The organism is Erythrobacter sp. MTPC3, assembly GCF_042854385.1.
GTDB lineage: Bacteria > Pseudomonadota > Alphaproteobacteria > Sphingomonadales > Sphingomonadaceae > Erythrobacter.
This window is the reverse complement of the sequence record NZ_BTGP01000002.1, coordinates 15589-37188: the sequence shown is the minus strand read 5'-3', so window position 1 is coordinate 37188 and position 21600 is coordinate 15589. Positions and strand designations below refer to the sequence as shown.

General features: G+C 59.3%; 15 protein-coding genes. 8 read left to right on the top strand and 7 right to left on the bottom strand.

From position 1 onward, the window contains the following. Window positions 1-130: 130 nt before the first annotated feature. Window positions 131-1972, top strand: a complete 1842-nt coding sequence (locus ACGHU1_RS02905) for a DUF885 domain-containing protein (protein WP_390583253.1) — start codon at window positions 131-133, stop codon at window positions 1970-1972. Between the two features lie 80 nt (window positions 1973-2052). Here the strand turns inward: ACGHU1_RS02905 and ACGHU1_RS02900 are convergent, their stop codons facing one another. Beyond that, complete coding sequence (locus ACGHU1_RS02900) at window positions 2053-4395, bottom strand: DUF305 domain-containing protein (protein WP_390583250.1); 2343 nt, start codon at window positions 4393-4395, stop codon at window positions 2053-2055. Between the two features lie 275 nt (window positions 4396-4670). Here ACGHU1_RS02900 and ACGHU1_RS02895 point away from each other — a divergent pair, with 275 nt between their 5' ends. Beyond that, a complete protein-coding gene (locus ACGHU1_RS02895; RefSeq protein ID WP_390583248.1) occupies window positions 4671-5717 on the top strand; it encodes a serine hydrolase in 1047 nt (348 codons plus the stop codon). 104 nt (window positions 5718-5821) lie between these two features. Here ACGHU1_RS02895 and ACGHU1_RS02890 read toward each other — a convergent pair whose 3' ends face one another. Beyond that, window positions 5822-6091 carry a hypothetical protein gene (locus ACGHU1_RS02890; protein ID WP_390583246.1) on the bottom strand — a complete coding sequence of 90 codons (270 nt, stop codon included), beginning with the start codon at window positions 6089-6091 and terminating at the stop codon, window positions 5822-5824. Between the two features lie 244 nt (window positions 6092-6335). On the opposite strand from ACGHU1_RS02890, the gene polA reads away from it, so the two are divergent. Continuing rightward, window positions 6336-9173 (top strand): DNA polymerase I, encoded by a 2838-nt coding sequence (gene polA, locus ACGHU1_RS02885; RefSeq protein WP_390583243.1) that lies wholly within the window; start codon window positions 6336-6338, stop codon window positions 9171-9173. 37 nt (window positions 9174-9210) lie between these two features. Beyond that, on the top strand, window positions 9211-10311 hold the full coding sequence (locus tag ACGHU1_RS02880; RefSeq protein ID WP_390583240.1) for a mechanosensitive ion channel family protein: 1101 nt from the start codon (window positions 9211-9213) through the stop codon (window positions 10309-10311). Window positions 10312-10352: 41 nt separating this feature from the next. On the opposite strand, the gene ACGHU1_RS02875 is transcribed toward ACGHU1_RS02880, so the two are convergent. After that, window positions 10353-12662, bottom strand: coding sequence for a CDC48 family AAA ATPase (locus ACGHU1_RS02875; RefSeq protein ID WP_390583237.1), 2310 nt, complete (start codon window positions 12660-12662; stop codon window positions 10353-10355). Between the two features lie 520 nt (window positions 12663-13182). Between ACGHU1_RS02875 and ACGHU1_RS02870 the strand changes: the two genes are divergently transcribed. Genes ACGHU1_RS02870 through ACGHU1_RS02855 form a run of 4 tightly spaced genes read left to right on the top strand, consistent with a single transcriptional unit; the run spans window position 13183 to window position 16663 of the window. Further along, the gene (locus ACGHU1_RS02870) at window positions 13183-13905 is read left to right on the top strand and encodes a CoA transferase subunit A (protein ID WP_390583235.1); all 723 of its coding nucleotides are present in this window, start codon (window positions 13183-13185) and stop codon (window positions 13903-13905) included. Further along, window positions 13902-14831 carry a hypothetical protein gene (locus tag ACGHU1_RS02865; protein ID WP_390583232.1) on the top strand — a complete coding sequence of 310 codons (930 nt, stop codon included), beginning with the start codon at window positions 13902-13904 and terminating at the stop codon, window positions 14829-14831. Before ACGHU1_RS02870 ends, ACGHU1_RS02865 begins: the two co-directional genes overlap by 4 nt. Further along, window positions 14828-15493: a CoA transferase subunit B gene (locus ACGHU1_RS02860; RefSeq protein ID WP_390583230.1), complete on the top strand. Its 666-nt coding sequence runs from the start codon at window positions 14828-14830 to the stop codon at window positions 15491-15493. Before ACGHU1_RS02865 ends, ACGHU1_RS02860 begins: the two co-directional genes overlap by 4 nt. Before the next feature lie 3 nt (window positions 15494-15496). Further along, entirely contained in the window at window positions 15497-16663 is a 1167-nt protein-coding gene (locus tag ACGHU1_RS02855) for a CaiB/BaiF CoA transferase family protein (protein ID WP_390583228.1), read from the top strand. Here ACGHU1_RS02855 and ACGHU1_RS02850 read toward each other — a convergent pair. The 4 genes from ACGHU1_RS02850 to ACGHU1_RS02835 form a co-directional block, all read right to left on the bottom strand. Continuing rightward, window positions 16660-17865, bottom strand: a complete 1206-nt coding sequence (locus ACGHU1_RS02850; protein WP_390583226.1) for a DUF418 domain-containing protein — start codon at window positions 17863-17865, stop codon at window positions 16660-16662. The genes ACGHU1_RS02855 and ACGHU1_RS02850 overlap by 4 nt on opposite strands. Window positions 17866-17871: 6 nt before the next feature. Further along, the gene (gene metK, locus ACGHU1_RS02845) at window positions 17872-19119 is read right to left on the bottom strand and encodes a methionine adenosyltransferase (RefSeq protein WP_390583224.1); all 1248 of its coding nucleotides are present in this window, start codon (window positions 19117-19119) and stop codon (window positions 17872-17874) included. A gap of 81 nt (window positions 19120-19200) precedes the next feature. Continuing rightward, window positions 19201-20808, bottom strand: coding sequence for an apolipoprotein N-acyltransferase (gene lnt, locus ACGHU1_RS02840; RefSeq protein ID WP_390583222.1), 1608 nt, complete (start codon window positions 20806-20808; stop codon window positions 19201-19203). A 49-nt stretch (window positions 20809-20857) separates the two neighbouring features. Next, on the bottom strand, window positions 20858-21511 hold the full coding sequence (locus ACGHU1_RS02835) for a DUF4167 domain-containing protein (protein WP_390583220.1): 654 nt from the start codon (window positions 21509-21511) through the stop codon (window positions 20858-20860). Window positions 21512-21600 lie beyond the last annotated feature (89 nt).

The following is a 21600-nucleotide window of genomic DNA, read 5'->3' as shown; positions in this document are numbered from 1 at the left end:
TGGCTGATACCAAAACAACCCCGGGGGACATTCGTCCCTCGGGGTTTTTTGTTCGCCGATTGACACCTTCCCATTTGTCCCTGCGTATCGCATGATCGCGGCAGGATCGTATTATTGAAGGGGACTCACATTGAAGACGAAATTCGCAGCAATTCTGCTCGCATCGGTTACGCTTACGGGATGCGAGGCAGTGATGGGCGCGCCCACTGCAACCGTCGAATGCACAGCGACACAGACAGAATGCATCAACACGTGGTTTGACGAAAAGTTCGAGGAATTCCTCGCCTTCAGTCCGATCCAGCAAACTGCCCTTGGCCGTAAGACGGATTACGACAAGATCGACGATCTCAGTCTTGAGGCGCAGATGGAGCAGCTCGAATGGATGCGCGCTGCCACCGCCGAAATGGAAGCAAATTTCGATTACGATGAGCTTTCGCCAGACGCAAAACTATCGTGGGACGTTTGGCAATATCGCCTCGACCAAATGGAAGCCGGCGCCAAGTTCACCGATCAGGCATACATCCTCCATCAGATGAGCGGCGCGCACACGTCGCTGCCAAGTTTCTTGTTGAGCCAGCACACCGTCGAAGATGAAAGCGATATGACCGCCTTCATCGCCAGGCTTGGCGCGATGGGCACGGCGATGGATCAATTGCTCGAACGCGCGCAAAACAATGCCGAGGCCGGCGTTCGTCCGCCGCGTTTTTCATACGATGCGGTCATTGCAGAAACGGTTAAACTGACAACCGGCGCGCCGTTTGATGACGGTGAACCATCCGCGCTTTGGACTGGCGTCCAGGGGCATCTTGCCAAACTGGTCGAAGACGGAACGATCACCGAAGATCGCGCCGGCGAACTGCGCGAAGAGGCTCGCACCGCGCTCGTGGAACAGATGGCTCCCGCGTATCAGCGGGTCAATGAATGGTACACGAAGGACCGCGCGAACACCGATGAAGTCGCGCGCGGCGTCACCACGCTGCCAGGCGGCGAGGAATTTTACGCCTACAATCTCAACCAGATGACCACGACGGATCTCACCGCTGATGAGATTCACGAGCTTGGCCTGTCGGAAGTAGCCCGCATCCGGACCGAGATGGAAGCCATCATGGACACCGTCGAGTTTGACGGGACATTGCAGGAGTTTTTCGTCTTCACCCGTGAAGATCCGCAATTCTTCTTCTCTCAGGACGAAGCGGGCGCGCAGGATTACATCGACCGCGCGACCATGCACATCAATGAGCTGACGGAGCGCCTGCCAGAGTTTTTCGGTACCCTTCCCAAGGCTCCTCTGGAAGTGCGCCGGGTCGAGGCTTTCCGCGAACAGGATGGCGCTGCGCAGCATTACCGCGCGGGCACCCCTGACGGATCGCGTCCCGGCATCTATTACGCGCATCTTTCCGACATGAGCGCGATGCCAATCCCGCCATTGGAGGCGATTGCCTATCACGAAGGCAATCCGGGTCACCACATGCAGGTATCAATCGCTCAGGAGCTGGAAGGCGTGCCCAAATTCCGTTCGCAAGGCGGATTCATTTCTGCCTATGGCGAAGGCTGGGCGCTCTATTCCGAAGCCTTGGCAAAGGAGATGGGCGGATACGAAGACCCCTATTCCGATTTTGGCCGCCTACAAAGCGAAATGTGGCGTGCCATCCGGCTCGTGGTAGATACCGGCATCCATGCCAAAGGCTGGACCGAGGACGAAGCGGTTGCGTACTGCCTTGAAAATTCGCCCAATCCCGAAACGGTCGCCCGCAGCGAGGTGCAGCGTTATTTCGTGCTGCCCGGACAGGCGACATCGTACAAGATTGGCATGATCCGCATTCAGGAGCTGCGCGCGAAGGCCGAGCGAGAGCTTGGCGAAGACTTCGACATTCGCGGTTTCCACGACACGGTGCTGGGCGGCGGTGCTGTCCCTCTCTCCATCCTTGAAAAGCAGGTCGATAACTGGATCGCCAGCGTCAAGGAAACCTGAAGCAAGCGCCGATACGGCAACGAAAAAGGGCGGGATGGTCAATGCCATCCCGCCCTTTTCTTACGCCAGTGGCAACCGCGTTAGCCGCCTTTGCGACTTGCTACGGCAGCTTCGATTGTGGCGTCATCCCATGTGACCTGCGTCTGGGTCTGGGGATTAAAGCGGGTGTTGGCGTACGATGCCGCCTCGGCCGCTGCGATTTCCGCTTCGGTCAGATACTCGCTCGGCTCAAGCGCGAACACGTCGATCCCGCGGGTGATCTCAGTTCCGTAGATCCGGCCATTGTACCAGTATGACGACCAGTAACCGCCAACGACCAGCTGTTCGTCATTGATCGGCCCGCGATCGAAGAACGCGATCTCTTTCGGGTTTGCGCTGTCGGTGAAATCCATCACGCTGATGCCGCCCTGATACCACGACTGGACGAACAGGTCGCGGCCCGGAACCGGAATGATCGAGCCGTTGTGCGCGACGCAGTTTTCCTTTTCACCCTGCGGTCCGGGCATCTTGTAATGGCTCTGGAATTCCAGCTTGCCATCCTTGATGTCGTAAATTGCATTCGCACCCCAGGTCATAGGATCAGAGGCACGGCAACGCGGACGCCCGCCGCCGCCCCACTCGTCGGTGAAGATCACTTTCGTGCCGTCATTGTTGAATGTGGCCGAGTGCCAGTAGGCAAAGCCTTTATCGAACACCGCATCGATCCGAACAGGGTTCATCGGGTCGGAGATATCCATCAGGATGCCGTTGCCCGAACATGCGCCGGCGGCAAGGTTCAGGCTGGGGAAGACCGTGATGTCGTGGCACTGGTTAGTCTGAGCGGTGCGCTGAGTGCCCTCTCCGCTATCGCCGCCGAGCCAAAGGCCCGCAATTTCGCCCGTTTCATTGTCGGCGAATACGCGCGGGCTGCTGATGATGCGAGAAGCGGCAGGATTTGCGACCGGGATTTCGATTACGTCGATGCTGAACAATGCGGTGCGCGAATTGCTGGGATTTTCGATGCAGCGCGCCAGCTCTTCCTGATCGCGAACACGCGACGTGCCTGAATTGTAGACGATGATCTTTTCGTCATCGGCGCTCACGACCGAGTGGGTGTGACTGCCGCGGCAGGTCTGCACCTGGCCCACCTGGCGAACTGCGCTCAGGTCAGAGATGTCGAACACACGCAGACCGCGAAAACGCTCTTCGCTGACATCGCCCTCGACCCCCTGCAGGCCGCAATCGACACGCCCGCGCGTCTGCTCCACGCTCATGATAAGGATGTCGCCAACGACGGAGACGTCGCCTTGTCCTCCGGGACAGACAACCGAGCTCATCAAGTTCGGCGTGCCGTCCGCGCCAAGGCGGTAGATGTTGAAACCGTGATAATTGCCAGCAACCATGATGTCGTCAAAGAACGCCATGTCGGTGTTTGCAAAGTCCAGCAGCGGGCTGCGCTCTGCGAACTGCGTCAGGCTGTCCTCTTCCTCGCGTTCAGGGTCTGCGGCCTCTGGGTCTGCCGCAGCCACGGTCTCGTCATCCGCATCGCCGGTTTCGACGGCAACCATATTGCCATCGGCAAGCTGTGCCTCCTCGATGATTGCTTCGACTTCGGCTTCGCTTACTTCGTCTTCGCTTTCACGCGGAGGAACCACGGCGCGCAGGTCCGCAGGGTTGGCCGGATCGAAAAAGCCGGCCGGTTTACGCAGGCTTGCGACTTTGCGCAGGTTCATGATTGCCTCACCGGCATCTTCGAAACCCGAAGCCAGCATTGCACGCGGATCGGTTGACAGGCTGGCCAGCGCACCGTCCATCCGGTCCAGCTCGGCATTCTGGTCACTTTCGACATCACCGATAAAGCGGAACAGGATCGGATCAGACGCGCTGCCCGGCTGACGCAGCAGATTGTCGACCATGTCGATTGCGCCTTCGTGATGGGCAATCATCAAGGTCAGGAACTGGCGGTCGAATTCGGTGCCCTGAGCCGCTGCCAGAGATGCAAGCTGGTCGGCGGTTGCCATACCGGCCATCTGCATGTGCGCGTCGTGGTCATGCCCTGCGCCATGCATTGCTGCCATCATCGGTTCACCGCGGGCGGCGAGCCATTCTTTCATGAACTCGATCTCATCAGCCTGGCTGGCGAGGATGCGGCCGGATATTGCCACGATATCTTCATTGTTCGTCCGGTCACCAACCAGCTCTGACATTGCAACGGCCTGCTGATGGTGGACGATCATGTCCTGCATGAATTTGACATCGGCAGGGGTGTATTTCGAACTGGCCAACTGGACGGCTTCGTCGGCGCTAAGCGTTTTGCTCGATTGTCCCGGGGCACCCGGCTGCAAGATCGGGGCGCTCTGCGCAAATGCCAGGCTGGAGGTGCCCAGCAGCATGGCAGAGAGAATGACGCGGAATCCGCGAACGGCGTGGCTTTTGTTGGTCATGAAGTGTCCTGTTGTCGAAAAGTCCTCGCATAAACAGCGTTGCCCGACCTCCCAGTCAAGGCCAATTGCGCGTCAAGCCACATTGAAAGGCGCGGCGCGCAATCAACGGTCTTCAATAGCGTGAAAATCGGCACTTTCGTACTTTGTGGGCACTCGGTCGCTCTTCTGCCTCTTTTCAGCGTTAGCGCCCAAATGAAGGGTTGCCGCGACGAATCGCCGCCGCGTAGAGCCTGTCATTAAGTTTGCCGAAACCATGATGTGAGTATCGTAGACCCATGAAATCAGTGAAACGTTTCTCCATAACCGCAGCTTTGGCGGCCGGTCTGGCCCTGTTGACGGCCCCCTCGGCCGCCCATGCCGAAACCGCCCAGAGAGGCGATCTTCAGGCCACTTTCGATGGTGCGTTTGGCACCGATATCCGCAATCCGCAGACATTCGAGGCGATTTACGAAACCGCTTTCGAACAGCGGATCGCCGAGCTGGCCAATGGCGACAAGGGGCGCATCGGCGTCGCCGCAGTTGACCTTGAAACAGGTGAAATGCTGACTGTTCTGGGGGATCAGATGTTCCCGATGGCATCCACCAGCAAAATCGCCGTTGCTGCCACATATCTGGAAATGGTCGAGCAAAACAAATATTCGCTCACGTCCGAATTTCCGCTGCTGATCCCGGTCCGCTCCGCAAAGTATTCCTCGCTCGCCGCGCCGGTGCGCAACGGGAAATATATGCCGGCAATCGACTTGATCGAAATCATGATCACCCGGTCCAGCAATCCCGCGACCGATGCCTTGCTGAAAGCGGTCGGCGGACCAGCGAAGGTCAATGACTGGATGAAACGTCAGGGAATCACTGAGTTCAGCATCGACCGGGATATTGCGACACTGGTGCGCGACGACGGCGAGTATGACCCGGCCACCTGGATCGACGAACGCGATGCCGCGACACCAGCAGCGATGGTCCGCCTTTTACAGGGCCTTTATCGCGGCGATTTCCTGTCGGCTGAAAGCCGGCGGGTGCTGCTGGGCGCGATGAGCCGCACAGTGACAGGCAAACGGCGTATCGTCGCCTATATGCCTGATGAAGCGCGTGTCAGTCACAAAACCGGCTCACTTAACAACACCTCGAGCGATATTGGCATCATCGAATACCCCGATGGCCGCGCAATCGCGGTTGCAATCTATGTCACGGGTCAGGGCGCACGGCGCGCCCGCGAAGCAAAGATCGCCTCGATTGCCCGCGCGCTTTACGACGGGTTCGATGCAAGAGCGCGCGCACGCCAGCGGCAGCAAACCTGGACCAGCGCCCCGCGCACAGGCGGCTGAGCTTTCCACACTTTGAATAGAAGCAAAAAAGGCGGCGCCGTAAGGCACCGCCTTTCTTGTTTTAAGCGCCTTCCGCCATGCGAAAGGGCGAAAACGTCTGAGACTTAGTCTTCAGCAGCTTCCATTTCGGTTTCGCCTTCGATGGCGGCTTCTGCGTCGACAGCAGCTTCTTCAGCAGCCATGCCAGCTTCGTCGGCAGCGCTGTCGACTTCAGCAGCAGCTTCGCCGGCAGCAGCTTCAACTGCTTCAGCGTTTGCTTCGGCGTCTGCAGCCATCGCGTCACCCATTTCGCCAGCCGAATCAGCGGTTTCGCCGCATGCAGCGAGGCCGAGAGCGGAAACTGCAACTGCGGTTGCGAGAACGATCTTACGCATAATATTAAATCCTTATTCAACTCGTGAATGAAGCAACGCAGCTAAATTTCTGCCCTGCTCAAGCCGGTTTCTGACCCCGGCCTGCGCTTCCAAATAGTGGCAACATTGTGGCATTGCAAGCGAATTGAGGCAGTCCTGCCCTATTCCAGCCGCTTTGCCGCCATATTTGAGGCGGGCCGTGTGCGCTGTGCGATACATGTCAAACTGGCTTACGCAAGGCTGCGGCGGGTGCTAGCACCGCCCCATGTCCAAGCAGCAACAGCACCTCTATCTCGTCGATGGATCATCGTATATTTTCAGGGCGTATCACCGCCTTCCGCCCCTCACCGATCCCGAAGGCACACCGGTTGGCGCGGTCTATGGCTACACGACCATGCTGTGGAAGCTGGCGGACGATCTGGATGCCGCCGATGGCCCCACTCATCTTGCTGTCATCCTGGACAAGGATTCGAAGAGTTTCCGCAATGAGATTTACCCGGAATACAAGGCCAATCGGCCCGAACCGCCCGATGACCTGCGCCCGCAATTTCCTCTGATCAGGGATGCGACCCGCGCGTTCAGCCTTCCTTGTATCGAAGAGCAGGGGCTGGAGGCGGACGATCTGATCGCATCCTATGCCCGCGCGGCCCAACGCGAAGGTTGGAACGTGACAATCGTGTCGTCGGACAAGGATCTCATGCAGTTGATCGGCGAGGTTGATGGCGCGCGGATCGACATGCTCGACACGATGAAGAGCGCGCGAATTTATGTGCCAGAAGTAGAAGAGAAATTTGGCGTCGCGCCTGAACTGGTGGGCGATGTGCTCGCATTGATGGGCGACAGCGTCGATAATATTCCAGGCATTTACGGCGTCGGGCCGAAAACCGCGAGCAAGCTGATATCGGAGCACGGATCGCTGACCGCCGCGCTCGATTCGGCCCCTGATATGAAAAAGTCCAAGCTGAAAGAGCGCCTGCTGGACGGGCGCGGCGATGCCGAACTCAGCCGCATCCTTGTGACGCTGAAAGAGGATTGCGACCTGCCGCAGGCTCTGGATGAAATGCGGATTGAGAAAATCCCGGAAGAGCCGCTCACAGCGTTTCTCGAAAAGCACGGGTTCACGTCGCTGCTAAGACGGCTCGGCACCGGGTCAGGAAGTCCCGAGCGCACCAACAACCTCCATCCCGCTGCCGCAGATAAGGCGGGTGATGCCGGAGATGCCGAAGGAAATCGCCAGCCGCTGCCGGAAATGCCTGGAGTTGATCGGTCTGCCTATGTGACCGTGCAATCGTTGGACGAACTGCAAAAATGGGCTGACAGGTCGGTCAAGGCGCGCCTTGTCGCGGTTGATACCGAAACCTCTTCGCTCGACGCGATGCGCGCGGACCTCGTCGGGATGAGCCTGGCCCTGGGGCCAAACGATGCCTGTTACATTCCGTTTGATCATGGCGGCGCTGACATGTTCGATGAACGGCCAGAGCAAGTGGACCGGGCCAAGGCGCTCGAAATCTTGCGTCCGATGCTGACCGATCCCAGCGTCGTGAAGGTGTTCCAAAACGGCAAATACGATCTCAACGTGCTGGCGCGTTACGACACCGAAGTCTCGCTGATCGAAGACACAATGGTCGCCAGTTTCGCGCTTGATGCGGGACGCGGGCAGGACGGGATTGGCGGCGGTCACGGGATGGACGAGCTTTCACAGCGCCATCTTGATCACAAACCGCTCGCTTTCAAAGACGTGTGCGGAACAGGCAAGAAAGCGATCCCGTTCGGCCAGGTGCCGTTGGACCGTGCGACCGAATATGCGGCGGAAGACGCCGACGTCACATGGCGATTGTTTCGGCACCTGAAACCACGCCTCGCCGAAGAAGGCGGCACCCGCGTTTATGAGCGTGTAGATCGTCCCCTGATACCTGTAGTCGCCGCAATGGAGCGCGAAGGCATCAAGGTAGACCGCGCACAGCTTGCCAAGCTTTCAGAGGAGTTTGCCAAAGAGATCGGCCGGCTCGAAAAGGAAATTCACGCCGATGCCGATCAGGAATTTTCGGTTGGCAGCCCCAAACAGCTTGGCGAGATATTGTTCGACAAGCTGGGCTATAAAGGCGGTAAGAAAGGTAAGAGTGGGCAGTATTCTACGGATCAAAGCGTGCTGGAAAGGCTGGCCGGTGAGGGCGCGCCAATCGCCAATAAAGTGCTGGAATGGCGCCAGCTTTCAAAACTGAAATCAACCTATACGGACGCTCTGCAAGAGGCGATCAATCCTGATACGGGGCGCGTACATACAAGCTATTCGCTGGTCGGCGCGCAGACAGGCCGGCTTTCTTCGACCGATCCCAACCTGCAAAATATCCCGATTCGCACGGCGATAGGCCGCCAGATCAGGGAGGCATTTGTGCCGGAGACGGGCAACATCCTGCTCGCGGCTGACTATTCGCAGATCGAGCTACGCCTTGCGGCGCACATGGCCGGGGTGGACACCTTGAAAGAGGCATTCGCGAACAATGAGGACATCCACTCGCGCACCGCGCGGGAAATGTTCGGCGAAGTCGACCGCGATACCCGCGCCCGCGCAAAAACCATCAATTTTGCGATCCTTTACGGCATATCGCGATGGGGTTTGGCCGGACGACTGGAGGTCGAGCCGGATGAAGCGCAGGACATGATCGACACCTACTTCAAACGCTTCCCCGGCATTCAGCGTTACATCATGGAGACGCTGGAGACTGTGCGGGAGCGGGGGTATTCCGAAACGCTGTTCGGCCGAAAAACCTGGTTTCCGCGCATCAAATCAAAGAACCAGGCCGAAAGGCAGGGCTCGGAACGCGCGGCAATCAATGCGCCGATCCAGGGCACCAGTGCCGATATTATCAAGCGCGCAATGGTGCGCATGAAACCTGCACTGCGCGAGGCCGGGCTGCCCGATGTACGCATGTTGCTGCAGGTGCACGACGAACTCGTGTTTGAATTGCCTGAAGGTGACGCAAAAAAAGCGGCGCCGATTATCGAGCGTGTGATGGCGGAGGCTGCGCTTCCCGCGGTCGAACTGGACGTGCCGCTTGCGATTGATATCGGGACTGGCATGTCATGGGATGCCGCGCATTAGGTTGTATTGACGCAGCGATACCCATAGGGGCGCAACCATGTTTGATGATTTTGATCCGACCGGTTGGGACATAGACTGGAACCTGCTCGTATATGATGCGGCGGTATCGGCGCTCGTCGTCCTGATAGCTGTCGTATTGTCCTACACTACATACCGGCTCGTGTTCGCAGTTGTGAACCGGTTTACTCACATGTCCGAAAACGATGTCGACGATCACATCATCGACCGTGTGCGCGGCCCGATAAAATGGTCATTCATCGCCATCGGGGTCACAATGGCGGCACAATTAGATGAGTCGCTAGGCTTGCTGTGGGAGCCGTTCGCCCAATTCCTTCGCCCCGCTCTGCTTGGCTGGATCGCATACAATGTGGTGCGCGGGCTGACCGCCGCAATGGAAGCGCGGATGGAGATGCACTCCGATCCGGTTTCAATCCGCAGCAGACGGACCCGGATCGCCGTTTTCTCACGCATTGCAACTTTTGCGATCATCCTGATCACCATCGGTTTGATGCTATTTTCGATCCCCGAGGTGCAAGCCATCGGGACCACGATGCTGGCGTCTGCGGGTCTGGCCGCGCTCGCCATTGGCGCGGCCGCCCAGCCTGCCCTCAAATCGCTGATCGCAGGGTTGCAGGTGGCCCTGACCGAACCGATGCGCATTGGCGACCTTGTGAAAGTGGATGGCGATGCAGGGCGCGTAGAGGAAATTCACATGAGTTTTGTGACGGTCAGGACTTGGGACGAGCGGGTCATCATTGTGCCAACCTCACGGTTTCTCGATGACAGTTTCGAAAACTGGTCACGCCTGAGTGAGCGGTTGACCGGACCGGTGTTTCTGCACCTCGATCCTGCTACGACGGTGGCACCGATCCGGGAGGAATTTGAACGTTTCGTGCGAGATCACGAGCTGTTTGACGGGCGCAATATCGGCGCACTGCTGACCGAGGCCTACCCCGAAAGCATCGAATTGCGCCTGTCGATGAGCGCAAAGACAATTGGCGAATTGTGGGCTCTTCGCTGCGAAACGCGTGAGCATATGGTCGATTGGTTACGGGAAAACATGCCGGATGCGCTGATCCGCCACCGGCTCGAAGTGCCCGGCGGACATGAAAAAGCAGGCGAAGCCGCCTCGCCTTAAAGGCAGGCGGCCCGGCATCGCGCCGGACCGCCCGAACCATTTTATGAGTCGTGTTTTTTCGCGCGAACGGGTTCCAGCGTATCGGGCGCAAAAAACCCAATTGGATTGGCCTCTGCCGCGCGCTTTTTTAGCTCGCCGCGCATCTTGCGATATTCGGCTTCCATTTTGGCGGTCACGGTCGCTCGCGAATCTTCCAGCGCGCTGGCAAAGTCTTCCGCTGCAACCTCGCTAACTTCATCACCGACGCGGCGCAGCGCGCCAAGTCCGGCGCGCCGTACGACATCTTCGAGGTCCGCACCGGTAAACCGGTCGGTCTTGGCGGCGACCGCAGCCAGATCGACATCATCCGCCAACGGCATGGCCGATGTGTGGATTTTGAGGATATGCTCACGCCCTTCGACATCGGGTGTGCCGACGTAAACCAGCTCATCGAAACGCCCCGGCCTCAAAAGCGCAGGGTCTACCAAAGTCGGGCGGTTGGTCGCCCCCATGACGACGACCGATTGCAGTTCTTCAAGCCCGTCCATTTCGGCAAGGATTGTGTTGACCACGCGGCCCGTGACCTGCGGCTCTCCCTGTCCAGACCCGCGTGCAGGCACGAGGCTGTCGATCTCGTCGATAAAGATTATACAGGGCGCGACAGCGCGGGCACGCGCGAACAGGCGGGCGATCTGCTGCTCACTTTCGCCATACCATTTCGACAGCAGGTCGGAGCTTTTCATCGAGATGAAATTCGCTTCCGCCTCCTTGGCGGTGGCCTTTGCGAGCAACGTCTTTCCGGTTCCCGGAGGGCCATACAGTAGGAACCCCTTGGCGGGCCGAATCCCGAGACGGCGAAACGCTTCGGGTGTCTTGAGCGGGAGTTCGACCCCCTCTTTCAGCTTGTCGATTGCGTCCGCGACACCGCCAATATCGTCCCACGTGACATTGGGGACCTGCACCATAACTTCGCGCATGGCCGATGGCTGGATACGTTTAAGCGCAGAGAAGAAATCCTCGCGGGTGACGCACAGATCTTCGAGCACGTCCTGCGGGATTGTGCGCTCGTCGAGATCGAGCCGCGGCATGATCCGCCGAACCGCATCGATGGCGGCTTCACGGGCAAGTGCGGCGATATCAGCGCCGACGAAACCGTGCGTGACCTTAGCCAGCTCATCCAGTTTCACCGCGCTTTCCAGCGGCATTCCGCGCGTGTGAATCGCTAGGATTTCCCGCCGGCCGCTCTGATCAGGCACCCCGATAACGATCTCGCGGTCGAAACGGCCCGGACGGCGCAGCGCCTCATCAATGGCGTCAGGCCGGTTGGTGGCCGCAATCACGACAAGATTTGCGCGCGCCTCAAGTCCGTCCATCAATGTCAGCAATTGCGCGACGAGGCGTTTCTCAGCCTCTCCCGGCACCTGCGTGCGTTTGGGCGCGATGGAATCGATTTCATCGATGAAGACAATTGCGGGCGCAGCGCGGGTGGCTTCTTCAAAAACTTCACGCAGGCGTTTTTCGCTTTCGCCGTAACCCGATCCCATGATTTCGGGACCGTTGATGGTGAAAAACTCCGCGTCGCTTTCATTCGCGACCGCTTGCGCAAGGCGAGTTTTGCCGGTGCCGGGCGGGCCGTGCAGCAACACACCCTTGGGCGGATCAACGCCAAGGCGGGTGAACAATTCGGGATAGCGCAGCGGCAGCTCAACCATTTCGCGCAGCTGGCGGATTGTCTCCTCCATCCCGCCGACATCGTCGTAATTGACTGCCGCACGGGCATCGCGTGGTTCTTCGAATTCGGTGCGCAGCTCCACCTCGGTATTCTCGTCGATATGGACGATACCCTTGGGGCTGGTGGAGGCGACAGACAGCCTGATCTGGGTCAGCGCATATGCAGGCGCGCGCAGCAATTGACGCACGTCAGGCGGCATGTTCTGCACGGGCTGCTGGCCGGTCGTCGCGACCAGATCGCCGGCAACCAGTGGCTTGCGAAAGAAGTTGCGTTTCAACGCCTGTGTTGGCCCCTGCAAACGCATCTCCCGCTGGGCCGGTGCGAAGACGACGCGGGTGGCAGGGCGTGTTTCGGCCACCTTGATCTCCACATGCTCTCCCGAACCAGCTTCGGCATTGCCGCGTTGCAGACCGTCGAGGCGCACCACATCGAGAGTTTCATCTTCGGCGTAGGTCGCCATGGCGATTGCAGCGGTGGCGCGCTTGCCGATGATCTCGACCACGTCGCCTTCGGTAATTCCGAGTTCCTGAAACGCCGAACGCGGCATCCGGGCGATCCCCTGCCCCGATTCTTCCTGCCGGGCGGCCGCAACCTGTAGTCGGACGGTCTTGGCGGGTGTGGCGGCATCGGCGTCAGCCATTGGCAAATCCTCTCGGCAATTCGTTCTGAGTCTAGCGGCACCACGTAGCTAGGCGGCGCGCGTTTCATTTACAAACGAGGTGCGCCAGAATGCGATCCGAAAAACTGCGAATGAAGCCGATAAGAAAAAAGCCCGGCACAAAGGCCGGGCTTGAAAAGTTTGGGAGAGGATGCCTGAAAGGCACGGTCATGTATGAGCAGGTGAGCCGCTCTTCGCAAGTGCGAAAGGCGCATTCTTTGGTGCATAAAGCGCAATGGTGACACGATTTTGAAGCAATTGGTGCTGAAAAACGCACATTGGCTGTCTATTTTTTGATCATTTGGTCATTTCGCAGGCATTTCTGCCATTTCTCTATTGTGCGGCGCAGCACAAAGCCGGCCTGCAAAACCGACTTGCGCGGCAAGATGGGTGACACACGCCGCGAGACCCATTAATTACGCGCCTCAAGCGGACAGGCAGATAGCGGTTTACAGCCCATCAGCCTTTGCCCCCGGCCACAAGCCCGATCAGGTAGGTATATATGAGCAAGCTTTTCCCCTCTGCAGCAAGTGCACTCGATGACATTCTAAAAGACGGGATGCTCATCGCAGCGGGCGGTTTCGGTCTTTGCGGTATCCCGGAAAGGCTGCTGGACGCGATCCGCGATAACGGCGCCAGCGGGCTTACCTTTGCGAGCAACAATGCCGGTATCGACAATGAGGGCATCGGCAAATTGCTTCGAACGCGGCAGGTCAAAAAGATGATCTCGTCCTATGTCGGTGAAAACAAGGAATTCGAACGCCAGTTTCTGGCCGGTGAATTGGAAGTCGAGTTTTGCCCGCAAGGCACCCTTGCCGAACGGATGCGCGCAGGCGGCGCGGGCATCCCCGGCTTTTATACAAAGACAGGCGTCGGCACACAGGTTGCCGAGGGCAAGGAGCACAAGGAATTCCGTGACCCCGACGGCGTAATGTCGACGTACATCATGGAAGAAGGCATCTTCGCCGACCTTTCCATCGTGAAAGCGTGGAAGGCGGATGAAACCGGCAACCTCGTTTTTCGCAAGACCGCCCGCAATTTCAACCAGCCAGCCGCAACTTGCGGGAAAGTCTGCGTCGCCGAAGTAGAAGAGATCGTCCCGGCAGGCGGTCTGAACCCGGACGAAATCCACCTCCCCGGAGTGTTCGTGAATCGGATGGTCATGGGCGCTCCGTACGACAAGAAAATTGAATTCCGCACGACACGGGAGCGTGTCGCCGCGTGATACCTGGCGGGATCTTCAAACCTCTTGCGCTCGCCGCGGCGGGCCTCAGCCTGTCGGGCTGCGTTGCAGCGGCGATCCCGCTGGTCGCGGGCGGCGCATTGGCTCGGACAACGACCGATGGCCGCGATGCACAAGTGACGGTCGAGGCGCCGGCGCCTCCAGAACCGGTCAGCGCAGAAGCCGCCGCGAATATGTCCGCCGAAATTGAAATGTCTGCGGGCGATACAGCCTTGTCGGGAACCGGGCAGGGTTCGCTGATGGCCGTGCCGGCCCCGTCAGGCGATCTGGCCTTCGCAAGCTCGCCTGCACTCGTCGATTTCGTCCGGTATGCAGGACAGCAGGCGTTTCTGGCCGCCGAAAGCGATAGCGCGCTGGCCACCGCTGTTCTTGATAATCCGGCAGCTCTTGATGGTAAGCGGCAGGAATGCACGGTTAGCGAAATTCGCCCCGCTTCTATCTTGATCGATCTGGATACAGGGGATGCGCCGTTTGATCCCGATACGCTGGGCCTCGCCTCTCAAGAACTTGCGCTTAGCCTGAAAGTGCTGCGCGCAGAAGGGGTGGAGGTTGCATGGATTTCGGCCAGTTCCGCTGGCAGTGCGGATGGTATCCGCGACGCCCTGTCGCGAAGCGGACTCGATCCGCAAGGTCAGGATCAATTGCTGTTGCTGCGTTATCCCGGCGACCGCAAACAGACGCGGCGCAAACAGCTGGCGCTCGAAACCTGCCTGCTGGCCATTGCCGGCGATGATCGAAGCGACTTCGATGAATTGTACGATTTTCTAAACAACCCCGACGCCGCGCTTGAGCTTGAGCCCCTCTTCAACAACGGATGGTTCCTGTTGGATAAAACCAAGGCCCAAGAGCCGGAACCGGACTTTCCCGCCCCTGCCCCCGACATCACCGAAGAAGAGCTTCCCCAATGACGCAAGAAACAACCGGCTGGACCCGCGACCAGATGGCAGCACGCGCAGCACAGGAGCTGGAGGACGGCTATTACGTCAATCTCGGCATCGGCATCCCCACGCTGGTCGCGAACCACATCCCCGAAGGTATGCTCGTCACCTTGCAAAGCGAAAACGGAATGCTGGGCATAGGTCCGTTTCCCTACGATGATGAAGTCGATCCCGACCTTATCAATGCCGGAAAGCAGACAATCAGCGAATTGCCGCACAGCGCGTATTTCGACAGCGCCACCAGTTTCTCGATGATCCGAGGGGGCCACATCGACCTGACCGTTCTGGGCGCGATGGAAGTCGCGGAGAATGGCGACATTGCGAACTGGATGATCCCTGGGAAAATGATCAAGGGGATGGGCGGAGCAATGGATCTGGTCGCAGGGGTGAAAAAAATCATCGTCGTCATGGATCACAATGCCAAGGACGGCAGCCCGAAATTCATTCCCGAATGCACGCTGCCGCTGACAGGTGCGGGCGTGGTGAGCATGATCATCACCAATCTCGGCGTCTTTCACCGGGCGGACAAAACATCGCCGTTCCGCCTGATCGAACTGGCCCCCGGCGTGACCGAAGACGAAATCGCGGAAAAAACGACCGCGCATTACGAAGTGGCGCTGCAAACGGCCTGATCGATGTGGTTTGACCAACCCCGCAATCCGGCCGCGCCGCTCGCCGGGGTCAAGGTGCTGGAGCTTGCCCGCGTCCTCGCCGGGCCGTGGGCGGGACAAATCCTCGCCGATCTCGGCGCGGATGTGATCAAGGTTGAAAGCCCGGAAGGGGACGGCACTCGCCAATGGGGTCCGCCTTGGGTCGAGCGCGAGGCCGCCGATGGTTCAATCCGCAGAGAGGCTGCGTATTATCACGCCTGCAACAGGGGCAAACGCAGCATAATTGCCGATTTCCGCGATACCGCTGATCTGGACCGCGTGCGCGCACTGTGCGGCGACGCTGACGTTGTGATCGAGAATTTCAAAACTGGCAGCCTTGCAAAATTCGGCCTCGATTATGCCGCACTGGCAGATGCGAATCCGGCGCTGGTATATTGCTCGATCACCGGCTTCGGCTTGACCGGCCCGCGCGCGCATGAGGCAGGGTATGACTTTGTTGTTCAGGGCATGAGCGGGCTGATGTCCCTCACAGGCGAGAAACAGGGCGATCCGATGAAAGCGGGCATTTCAGTGTCCGACCTTTCAACCGGAGTGTATGCGGCCAATGCAATACAGGCGGCGCTGATCCAGCGTTTTCGCACTGGCACGGGCCAGCAGGTTGATATCAGCCTGCTGGATTGCTCGGTCGCGATGCTCGCAAATCAGGCGACATATTATCTCAACACAGGCGAGAACCCGCCGCGCATGGGCAATGCGCATGCGCAGGTTGCGCCTTATGGTGTCTTTCCGGTCAAAGACGGTCACGTTATCCTGGCGCCCGCCAATGACCGCCTCTTTATTAAACTCGCCGCGCTGCTTGGCTGCGACCATCTTTCGCAGGACGCGCGGTTCCTCACCAATGGCGACCGGGTAAAAAATGCAGCTGCACTCGATGCCGAGATAGCGGCAGCGACCGGGAATTGGACAAAAGCCGCCCTGCTCGAAGAATGCCATGCGCAGGGCGTCCCTGCGGGGCCGATCAACTCTTTGGACGAGGTATTTGCCGATCCGCAGGTCATCTCGCGCGCAATGCGCGTCGATCTTGGCGGTATGCCGGGGGTGCGCTCTCCGTTTGTGTTTTCAGATGCCGAACTTGCTCTCGATTGCCCGTCACCGATGTTGGGCGAGCACGATCAGGGCAGGGATGACTAAGCCGCCGGTCCGCCAAGCTTTGTGATGAACCATTCGACAGGGCCATATGGCGCGATACGCAGCCACAGGGCCGACCAAAGCAGCGCCAACGCGGCCACGGCCAGTCCTATTGCGAGAACCTGAAGCCGCGTAAGCTCTGCAAACAGGCCTGCGCCCCAACCAGCGAACATTCCGGCCAGAAGCAGACTGGCAATCAGATAATTGCTTAAGGCCATCCGCCCTGCGGCCGCCAAGATGCCCGTCACGCGCGCCGCCGGGACGAGAAATGCCACGCCAAGTACAGCATAGGTCATGGCAAGAAGAACGTCGAACGGAGCAGAGAGTACCGCCAAGCTGACGCCGATCAATGCGCCGGGAAAACCTTCGCTGGCAGGCCACCACGCCAGCGCGATCAATGCGGGGATAGCGATCACCGCGCAAATGCCCGCGAGACGCTGCATCCGGAAAATCCGCCATTCACCTGCAAACAGCCGATCCTTTGCCAAGGCCATGCCAAGAACGGCCCCTGCAAGGTTGAGAGGAAGCGCGCCGACCAGTTCGCTAAGCGCGTTCCCGATATCGCCGCGGGCGCGCGCGATCCGCTCATCCAGCCCCTCACGCCCGTGCGCGGTGGCATCGGCCAATGCCGGTCCGTCGCTTCCGTATGCACGCTCTGCAAACAGCGCAGCGTCAGTCCCCGTGCGTCCCTGATAGAAATCAGCGACGCTGCCGCCCAGCATGACCATGGTGCCGCCGACATGCAGCGCAACCAGTCCGATCGCAGCGGCGTAAAGGGCGCGGCTGGGAAGGCCTGCGAACAGCGTCAGGCATATGCCCGCCAATGCTAGGCCTCCCATCAAATTGCCTGCCAAGAACACAGCCCAATGGGCCAGCCCAGCGCAAAGCAGGACAGCCATCACGAAATGGTATCGCAGCCATCGCCGGCGCTCCCCGCGTGCCAGAACGTCGCGGCATAGCGCCCCGAAAAGGATGGCTGTCAAAAGACCGAACTTGTTTTGTGCGAAGACGAAATACGCAGACCAGACGAAAGTATCGCTTCGATCCGGGGCGCCGAGGGCAGCAGGGTTGAAAACCGCCTGTGGCGGCAATGCGAGATCGAACGTCAGATCGAAAATGATCCCGATCAGCGCCAACCCCCAAAGCGCCAGGAATACCGTCTGCGGCTGATGACAGGCAGGGCGCGCAGCTGGAGCAGCGCCCATGTCAGATCACGCCAAGGCCGCTTTCAAATCGTCGATCAGGTCGGTTTTCTCCCACGGGAAGAATTCGCCCGATGCGATGCGCCCGAAATGACCATAAGCGGCGCTCTTGCGGTAGATCGGCTTGTTCAGACCGAGATGCGTGCGGATACCGCGCGGAGTAAGGCCGCCCAGCTTTCCGATGGAGCCGATAGCGTGTTCGATCGACGCGTCCGAAACGCCGTCTGCAGCCGTGCCGTGCGTATCGACATAAAGCGACAGAGGTTCAGACACCCCGATGGCATAGGCAATCTGGATCGTGCAGCGTTTGGCAAGCCCGGCTGCCACCACGTTTTTGGCCAGGTAGCGAGTGATATAGGCGGCGCTGCGATCCACCTTGGTCGGGTCTTTGCCGCTGAACGCGCCGCCGCCATGCGGGCTGGCGCCGCCATAGGTGTCGACGATGATCTTACGACCTGTAAGCCCGGCATCGCCATCAGGTCCGCCGATTACAAAACTGCCGGTCGGATTGATGTGCCATTGCGTCTCGTCAGAGATGAACCCGTCGGGCAGCACATCAGCGACCACGCCTTTAACGTAGGATTTGAGTTCGGCTTCCTTCTCGCCCTCATCATAACCCACCGCATGCTGGGTGCTGACGACTATGGCGGTGCAGGCAACCGGTTTTCCGCCCTCGTAGCGTAAGGTCACCTGGCTTTTTGCGTCAGGTTCCAGAAACGGTGCAGCGCCGGAATGCCGATCAGCAGCGAGCCGTTCCAGTATCTTGTGGCTGTAATCCAGCGTCGCCGGCATCAGGTCGGGTGTTTCATCGCATGCAAAGCCAAACATTATGCCCTGATCGCCTGCGCCTTCGTCCTTGTTGGACCCGTCCTCACCTGCATCGACACCTTGGGCGATATGCGCCGACTGGCCGTGAAGGTGGTTTTCAAATGTCAGGGTCTTCCAATGGAATCCGTCCTGTTCGTAACCGATGTCCCGCACCGTAGCGCGGACGGCTTTTTCGATTTCTTCCTTGGCACCCGGCGCCCAGCCGCCATTGACTGCCCAATCATCATTGGCCTCGTCATACATCGGCGCGCAGCGGATTTCGCCGGAGAGGATGACGCGCTGTGTGGTGGTCATCGTTTCACATGCAATGCGGGCCTCTGGATCCTTGCCCAGCATCAGATCAACAATAGCATCGGAAATCTGGTCGGAAACTTTATCGGGATGGCCTTCGGAAACACTTTCCGATGTGAAGAGATAGTCGCTGCGCATGGAGCCTCCCGGGGCAAAATCGGTGTCTGAGAAAGCCCCCTTATGCAGATATAAGGAAACCTTTATGTCTTGCCCACTGCCCTACCCGCGCATCCTGCGCAGTGCAAGCACTCTTGGCAGCAGAAAGCCGATCAAAAGCAGGAGGCCCGCCCAGCCAACGGCAAGCGCGTTCCCGGTCCTGGCAAACAGCGTTGGCGAGGCAGGAGCAGGCACCGTCCCGCTGATCGCATCCGCAACTCCGTAAGGGATCGTTTGGAGGACAACACCGCGCGAATCGATCACCGCGCTGATACCCGTCGTAGTGGATCGCAGCACTGGCAGTCCCTCCTCGATCGCGCGCATCCGGGCCTGCGCGAGATGTTGTGGCGGCCCCCACATGCCGAACCACCCGTCATTCGATGGATTGAAGATATAATCCGGCCTGTTCGCCCGGTCCGCGACCTGACCCGAAAACACGATCTCATAACATATCTGGATGCCGGCCTTGCCGTGCCTGCCAAGATCCAGCGTTCTCGCCCCCGGCCCGGGCAAATAGTCAATCGAGCCGGCAACCAGCCTGCGAAACCCCAGCGGTTCAAGCAATTGGCGCATTGGAAGGTATTCGCCGTAAGGGACCAGATGCGCTTTTGCATAATGGCCTTCGATGGTTCCGTCGCCATCTATCGCAAGCACGGAATTGCGGGCGCTCACCACGCGTCTGATACCGTCGCCTTCAGTGAAATCGAGGTTGACCACGCCTGTCAGCAGGGTCGCATCGGGGCCAATCACCCCGCCTATCCGTTTGCGCGCAAAAACTGGGTCGCCGCCCGCCGTCATCCGGTCATAATATCGCTGCGGATAGCCATCTTCGAGATAGTCGGGCACCGCGCTTTCCGGCCACAGGACCAGTCTAGACTGGTCGCGTCCGGGAAGGGTCAGATCGGTTATCCGCGCGAATTGCTCCTCGAACTTGGTCGGATCATTGATCTCGTCCTGCGTCAAAAGCGGCTGGACGAGCCTGTACGCGAACCTGTCAGAAGCCGGCTGGGTAGGGCCATCTGAAAAAGCCGGTGCGAACATAAGGGCGATTAGCGTCGCACTGCCTGCCACGAGCGCGATCCAGCGCCGCGCCGATACGCAATAAAGCAGCAGCCCGGCCAATAGAGCCGCCAGCCCGGACAGCGCGTATGTGCCCATCCACGGCAGCAGGCGCGCAGCACCGGGCGTTTCCCAGCCGCCGAGCAGCATCAATCCCAGCGGCGGCCAGGGATAGCCGGTGAACGCCCAGCTGCGCAGCCACTCTGTTAATATCCAAAGGCCTGCGAAAATGAATGTATAGCCTAGCGCGCCTCGCCGTTTTGCAAGGAGGTGCGCCCCTAACGCCGCCAAAGCGGGATAAACCGCGAGATAAAGGCAGAGGAGCGGAACGGCGAGCCAACCCAGAAACTCGGGCATCTTCGCCTGATGGGTGAACGCAGTTGCAATCCAGTTGTTCGCAAGCGTTAGATGCGACCAGCCGAACAGCCAGCCGAGCCACGCTGCGGAGCGCGCGCTTGGCGCATTGCGCAAAAGCGCCAGAAGACCCGCAAAGGCAGGCAGTGCGATCCACCATGCATGCGTTGGCGGATAACCGAGCGCCGCAACCGGGCCGAGCGCAATCGCGACAAGCCACGGATGTGAACGTATGTATGCCAGTGCCCTGTCAGCCATGCCCTGCATCGCGCCTACTCAAATTCCTTTGGTAGCCGCGAACGCCAGATCAGCCGACAGCTTCGAGGTTGTCGTCGCTGTCTTTATCGGAAAGGGCGGCACCGCCGATGGCTGGCGGAAGCACCGAAGAATCGATCTCTGCCGCCGGAGCCGCTTCACTCTTTTTCACACGCGGTTTGCGAGCGCGGGGTTTTGCGCTTGGCTCGCCCTCGCCGTCATTTTGCGTGTCGCGACGCGGTTTGCGGGCGCGGCGCTTTGGCTGCTCGGCATCGTCCGAGGTGTTCTCGTTGGACGCTTCGTCTTCGCCGGCATCGTCGCGCGAATCGTTGCTGGCAGAATTGCCCGCATCATCATGGCGCGGCCGCGAACGGCGATTGTTGCGGCGGCGGTTATCGCCATCCTCATCATCGCCGTCTTCACCTGACGGGCCGCGATCATCGTTTCGCTTGGCCCGCGCCTCATCCTGACGCGCTTTGTTGTCGGCGATGACGCGGAAATAGTGATCGGCAAATTGCAGGTAATATTCTGCCTGCACGCGGTCACCGTTGTGCTGAGCATCCTGAGCCAGCTTTTTATACTTGTCGAGCAATTGCGGCGCGTTTCCGCGTGCCCTGCTATCGATCCGGTTTATCTGGTTGCCACCACCGCCGCTCTGATTGCGATTTCCGCGACCGCGGCGACGATTATTACGATTGTTATTCAAGGAAATTCTTCCCTTTAGCGACCTTGCGCAATCATGGATTGCACGCTTGGCCAACAGACTGCTTCGTTGTGCGCAGCCAATAAAGGACG